Source organism: Acidocella sp. MX-AZ02 (assembly GCF_000306035.1).
In the GTDB taxonomy this organism is placed as follows: Bacteria; Pseudomonadota; Alphaproteobacteria; order Acetobacterales; family Acetobacteraceae; genus Acidocella; species Acidocella facilis.
Map to the genome: position 1 here is coordinate 1,267,182 of NZ_JH976207.1, position 4,593 is coordinate 1,271,774.

The window sequence follows — 4,593 nt, forward strand, 5'->3', positions numbered from 1 at the left end:
GGCATGGGACATCACCCTCGCCCAAGGTGCCAAGCTGCTGCTGGCGGACGGCTTCCTCACCCACAACCCGCAAGGCGGCGCGGCGGACTGGCAGCTCACCACCAGCCTGCGCGCCCACAGCGCCGAGGGCCGCCTGCTCGCCGCCGAGCATATGGCCCCGCGCGCCAGCCCGCTGGCCTGCGCCAAGCTCTGGGGCTTCGGGATCGATTTCTCTGGCCTGCCTCTGCCGCCAGGTGCCGGCCGCAGCACACTGGCGCATGGGGCCGGCCACGTCATCGCGCTGGCCGGCGCGCCGGCCGGGCCGCTTTGCGCCGCGCTGGAGGTGCTGGTCGGGCAAGTGACGGCGGAGTTGAGGGCTTTTTGAAAAAAGCCCCACCTCCCAAAAACTTTCATCAATTTTACAGCTTGGAGCCAGCACGGCGCGGCTACATACGGACTATGCGCTTTGCCTTGGTTCTTGTTTGTATCGCCGCCCCCGCCTCTGCTTTGCCAGTCTGCAAGCCGAACCAGCTCTCGCTCGGTTTCGACGCCGAAAACGGCAATTTCAACGGCATGTCCCATTCCGGCACCTTGCTGGTGCTCCGCAATCTCGGCCCCGCCCCCTGCCAGCTGCCAGCCTTCCCGACCCTTGCCCTGGAAACCGCCAAGGGCGAGGCGCTGCCGCTCCAGCCCACCCGCCAGGGCAGCGCCGCGCCAGTCCGCCTGGCCGCCGGGGCGGAGGCGACAGCCGGGCTGCGCTGGGTCTCCTCGCCGGTCTATTCGCATAATCGCTGTCTGAAGCCGGCACAGCTGCGCCTCTCCTGGTCGGGCGGAAGCTTGCGCCAGGCCTTCACCGGCACGCTCTGCGGCCCCGGCAACGCGCCCGCCCGCCTCACCCAGCCGCCGCTGGCGCTGGACCCGCCGCCACCCGGCTAAATCATGGGCCGCAAGGCGATCCGCTTGCCCGCCCCGGCGATACTGGCAATCCGCCCGCCTTCGGCGCCAGAGAGCATCACCATGTCGCCCTCCGCCATCAGATCCGCCGCATCGGCAAAAAACCCGGGCTTGCCCGCCTCCGCCAGATTGTCGTTCCCGGCCTTGTAGTGCCAGAGCGTGAAGCCGTTCGCATAAGCCAGCACCGAGAGGTTGCGCAGCGTGAATGACATTGGATTTTCCTTTCGCCTTACCTGAGGTTGAGTTACGAAAGGTTTATATTCCTACACACAGAACATAACAAGAACAAAATAGGTTTTCGTCCCATTTTTTTCGTGAAAATTCCGACAAAATTCCTATTTTCTCTTTCCGCTCGTTACGAACGCGCGTAAATCTCTGATCTTAAAAGATTGACCAGGCTCCCATGCGGCATGATGAAATCTGGCGGGCGATCGACACTTTGGCGGCGGAGCGCGGGCTCTCCCCCTCCGCCCTGGCGCGCCAGGCCGGGCTCGACGCAACCAGCTTCAACCCCTCCAAGCGCCGCACCGCGGACGGCAAGCTGCGCTGGCCCTCCACCGAGAGTATCGCCAAAATCCTGGACGCCACCGGCGCCAAGCTGGAGCATTTCTCCGCTCTGGTGAACGGCGCGCGCGCCATCCCGGAGGCACGCGCCAAAGGCCGCTCGCGCCTGCCGCTGATCGGCATGGCGCAAGCGGGCGCGGAAGGGTTTTTCGATGATGGCGGCTATCCCGCCGGGGCCGGCTGGGATGAGGTGGAACTCCCCACCGTCGCCGATGTGCACGCCTACGCGCTCAGCATCAGCGGCGAGTCGATGCTGCCGGTCTACCGGCCGGGCGATACCATCATCGTCTCCCCGGCCGCTCCCGTGCGCCAGGGCGACCGCGTGGTGGTCCGCACCCAGGATGAGGCGGTGATGGCGAAGCTGCTTCTGCGCCGCACCGCGGGGCAGATCGAGCTGGGCTCGCTCAATCCGGATTACCCGGACCTGCGTTTTTCCGCGCGCGCGGTTTTATGGATGCACCGGATCGTCTGGGCCAGCCAGTAGGCTCAGGCCGGGTCGATTTCAAAAGCCCTCAGCGCCAGTCATCGTCGTCCCCGCCCCACCAGCCGCCGACGACAACCGGCGCCGGCGCCACGGCCACCGGCGGCGCGGCGTAATACCCGGAACTGTAATACCCGTCGGACGGATAATAGACGCAGCCGGCAAGCGCCGCCCCCGCCAGCATCACCAGCGCCGTACGCCGCACCACGGCCGCGAACGACCGACCATTGAACTCTGCCATTGTTAAATCCTCGCCATATATTCAGACGTGTTTTCAACTTGGACGAAGGCTGTGACGAATTTGCGTCGCGATTGCGGCGGTCTTCACATAGTTGTGTAAGACAATGCAACGCGGCGCTGAATTTCGTGACATGTCCCTCTTGTTTTTATTCTGCACTGGATTATGCACGCGGCTGTAACCATAACCCCTCAGGGATTTACAAACATGGCTTCTCTGTCTTCCAAGTTCTCTCGCACCCTGGCGTTCGCCTCCGCCCTGACCCTGGCCGTGTCCGGCACCGCCTTCGCGCAGACCGCGCCGGCGACCTCCGCCCCGGCTGCGTCCGCCCCGGCCGCGACCATGTCCGCCCCGGCCGCTTCCGCCCACAAGGCGAAGAAGTCCCCCCACAAGAAAGTGGTCTCCAAGAAGAAGATGAAGGCCAAGAAGGCCTCCACCACCACCAAGTCCTAATCGACTTGCCCGTCTAGGCGGGGCCTGCAAGGATGCGGCATGGATGATCCATTGCCGCATCTTTCAAAAGCCGACCCCCGCCTGGGCGATCTTATAAAGCGGCTCGGCAAGCTGCCACGGGTCAATCCCGAACATAAAGAGCTCTATCACGCGCTCTTCTCCGCCATCGCGCATCAGCAGCTCCACGCCAAGGCGGCACAATCCATTCTCGGTCGGCTCCGCTCCGCCTGCGGCGAAACCCTCCCCGATTCCGCAACGCTGCTCGCCCTTCCTGACTCCACGCTGCGCGCCTGCGGATTCTCTGGCTCCAAGGTGGCGGCGCTGCGCGATGTCGCCGCCAAGGCCGCCGACGGCACCATCCCCTCCCACCGCGTCGCGAAAACCCTCACCGACGAAGAGCTGATCGCGCGCCTCATCACCATCCGCGGCGTCGGCCGCTGGACGGTGGAGATGATTCTCATTTTCACCCTGGAGCGGCCTGACATTTTTCCCGTCGATGATTTCGGCGTGCGCGAAGGCTACCGCATCCTGCACGGGTTGGACGCCCAGCCAAAGCCGAAAGCCTTCATCGAAATCGGCAAGGCCTACGCACCGCACCGCACGCTGGCGGCGCGCTATCTCTGGCGCGCGGCGGATGAGCTGAAGAAGCCGGGGACGATTCTGTCCAACGCCTGAAAAACAGAGCGGGGTTTTGGCAAGCACGTGCCAAAACCCCGAAGGTTTTGCAGCCTTTTTGAAAAAAGGCTGCACCCAAAAACTTTTATGACTTATCCCAATTGCGTCGCGACATCGCCGCGCCGCCATCGGGATGGGTTTACTTCGGCAGGTGCTTCGCGATGTAGGGCGGCAGCCAGAAGCTCGCCACATGCACTTGCGGGCTCCAATACGCGCTCTTGCCGGCAATATCCCCGGCCGCCTCGGCGCGCTTGGCAATCTCGTCCACGCTCACCTCAGTCTGCGCCGGATTCTTGCCCGCCCAGCCCAGCGTCATATAGCCGCCAACATAGGTCGGCACCGCCGCCACATAAGCCGACACAAACGGGAAGAATTTCTTGCGCCGCACCGAGGTCTCATACAGCTCATCCGCCTGCATGAAGGGCACGCCGCACTGATTCACGATCAGCCCGTCATCCCGCAAAATCCGCGCCGCGTTCTCATAGAACGCGTCAGTGAACAGAACCTCACCCACGCCGATTGGATCGGTCGAGTCCACAATAATCACATCGAAAGACCCCGTCGGCGCCTTCTTCACATAATCAATGCCGTCGCCGACAATCACCTGCCCGCGCGGGTTGGTCCACGCATCGCCGCCAATGCCCGGCAGGAACTCTTTGGAAAGGCGAATCACCTCCCCATCAATCTCCGCCATCACCGCGCGCTCAACGCCCTTGTGCATCAGCACATGCTTCAGCACACCGCCATCACCCGCGCCGATAATCAGCACGTCCTTGGCATTCCCATGCGCCAGCAACGGCACATGCGTCAGCATCTCCTGATACACAAACTCATCGCGCTCAGTGATCTGAATCACGCCATCCAGCGTCAAAACCCGGCCATGACTCGTGGTCTCGAAAACCCCGATATCCTGAAACTCACTCTTCACCCGTGCCAACTCACGCACAGTCTTAAAGCGCTGCCCCCAATCCGGATACAACGTCTCATTCAACCAGGTCTCGGCCATCAAAGCGCTCCTTGTTCGTGTCAGTACCCAAGGGGGGCGCCGCCCCCCTTGACCCCCTGCTGGGGCCTGAGGCCCCAGACCCCCGCTACTGAGCGTACCGGGAGGGAGGGGTCACTCGCCCGCAAAGGACCAGGATTTCAAGCATAGCACTGGGAGGGCGAGTGACCCCTCCCTCCCGGTACGCTTAACTAATGGGGGTTTGGGGGCGTCGGCCCGAAGGGCCGCCTATCAGATAAGCGGCGC

The 4,593-nt window shown here is 63.4% G+C and carries 8 protein-coding genes; 5 read left to right on the forward strand and 3 right to left on the reverse strand.

Annotated elements, in window-relative coordinates; all coding sequences use genetic code 11:
* Both MXAZACID_RS19210 and MXAZACID_RS19215 read left to right on the forward strand, forming a co-directional pair.
* On the forward strand, window positions 1-364 hold a 364-nt coding region (locus MXAZACID_RS19210; RefSeq protein ID WP_008493321.1), incomplete at its 5' end, for a hypothetical protein.
* 86 nt (window positions 365-450) lie between these two features.
* Window positions 451-915: a DUF4232 domain-containing protein gene (locus MXAZACID_RS19215; protein ID WP_168118398.1), complete on the forward strand. Its 465-nt coding sequence runs from the start codon at window positions 451-453 to the stop codon at window positions 913-915.
* Here the strand turns inward: MXAZACID_RS19215 and MXAZACID_RS06235 are convergent.
* Complete coding sequence (locus MXAZACID_RS06235; RefSeq protein WP_008493323.1) at window positions 912-1,145, reverse strand: hypothetical protein; 234 nt, start codon at window positions 1,143-1,145, stop codon at window positions 912-914. The genes MXAZACID_RS19215 and MXAZACID_RS06235 overlap by 4 nt on opposite strands.
* A 191-nt stretch (window positions 1,146-1,336) precedes the next feature.
* Here MXAZACID_RS06235 and MXAZACID_RS06240 point away from each other — a divergent pair, with 191 nt between their 5' ends.
* Window positions 1,337-1,981 carry a helix-turn-helix transcriptional regulator gene (locus MXAZACID_RS06240; RefSeq protein ID WP_008493324.1) on the forward strand — a complete coding sequence of 215 codons (645 nt, stop codon included), beginning with the start codon at window positions 1,337-1,339 and terminating at the stop codon, window positions 1,979-1,981.
* A gap of 28 nt (window positions 1,982-2,009) precedes the next feature.
* On the opposite strand, the gene MXAZACID_RS06245 is transcribed toward MXAZACID_RS06240, so the two are convergent.
* On the reverse strand, window positions 2,010-2,219 hold the full coding sequence (locus MXAZACID_RS06245) for a hypothetical protein (RefSeq protein WP_008493325.1): 210 nt from the start codon (window positions 2,217-2,219) through the stop codon (window positions 2,010-2,012).
* A gap of 204 nt (window positions 2,220-2,423) precedes the next feature.
* Here MXAZACID_RS06245 and MXAZACID_RS19220 point away from each other — a divergent pair, with 204 nt between their 5' ends.
* Window positions 2,424-2,669, forward strand: coding sequence for a hypothetical protein (locus MXAZACID_RS19220; protein WP_008493326.1), 246 nt, complete (start codon window positions 2,424-2,426; stop codon window positions 2,667-2,669).
* A 39-nt stretch (window positions 2,670-2,708) separates the two neighbouring features.
* On the forward strand, window positions 2,709-3,344 hold the full coding sequence (locus tag MXAZACID_RS06255) for a DNA-3-methyladenine glycosylase (protein WP_008493327.1): 636 nt from the start codon (window positions 2,709-2,711) through the stop codon (window positions 3,342-3,344).
* Window positions 3,345-3,483: 139 nt separating this feature from the next.
* Here the strand turns inward: MXAZACID_RS06255 and speE are convergent, their stop codons facing one another.
* Window positions 3,484-4,350: a polyamine aminopropyltransferase gene (gene speE / locus MXAZACID_RS06260; RefSeq protein WP_008493328.1), complete on the reverse strand. Its 867-nt coding sequence runs from the start codon at window positions 4,348-4,350 to the stop codon at window positions 3,484-3,486.
* Window positions 4,351-4,593 lie beyond the last annotated feature (243 nt).